This is a genomic window from Photorhabdus viridis, assembly GCF_040256935.1.
In the GTDB taxonomy this organism is placed as follows: domain Bacteria; phylum Pseudomonadota; class Gammaproteobacteria; order Enterobacterales; family Enterobacteriaceae; genus Photorhabdus; species Photorhabdus viridis.
This window is the reverse complement of sequence record NZ_JBEJZY010000247.1, coordinates 1-520: the sequence shown is the minus strand read 5'-3', so window position 1 is coordinate 520 and position 520 is coordinate 1. Positions and strand designations below refer to the sequence as shown.

Here is a 520-nt window from a genome sequence, read left to right as displayed (position 1 = left end):
TGTGGTGTTCCGCCTGCGCCACCCGCACCCGGAACGGGAGTTCTGCGTCCAGTACCGGGAAACCGATTTTGACTTTCTGCACCGGCTGACCGCCGAAGAAGGCCTGTTTTACTTCTTTGAATTCACCGGCAACAAGAACACCCTGGTGTTCGCCGACGTCGCGGGCGCCCTCGCCACAGGCCCGGTCCTGCCCTATCACCCGGGTGAGGCGACCCAGGCACAACAGCTGTGCGTCACCGCGCTGACCCGGCAGGCGCAGGTCCGCCCGGCCACCGTGGAGCTCAAAGATTACACCTTCAAAAACCCGGTCTGGGCCGCCGAGTTTCGCCACCATATGCGGGAACAAAACCTCCAGCACACCGGCTATGAACACTTCGATTTCCCCGGCCGCTTCAAAGACGAGCAGCACGGCGCCGATTTCACCCGCTACCGGCTCGAAGCCCTGCGCAATGACGCCCTGACCGGCCACGGGGACAGTAACCACGCCGCCATGCTGCCGGGGGTCCTGTTCACCCTCACC

At 63.8% G+C, this 520-nt stretch carries 1 protein-coding gene; it reads left to right on the top strand.

All coding sequences use genetic code 11. The features are described from left to right. On the top strand, positions 1 to 520 hold a 520-nt coding region (gene vgrG, locus ABR397_RS23200), incomplete at both ends, for a type VI secretion system tip protein VgrG (RefSeq protein ID WP_350307759.1).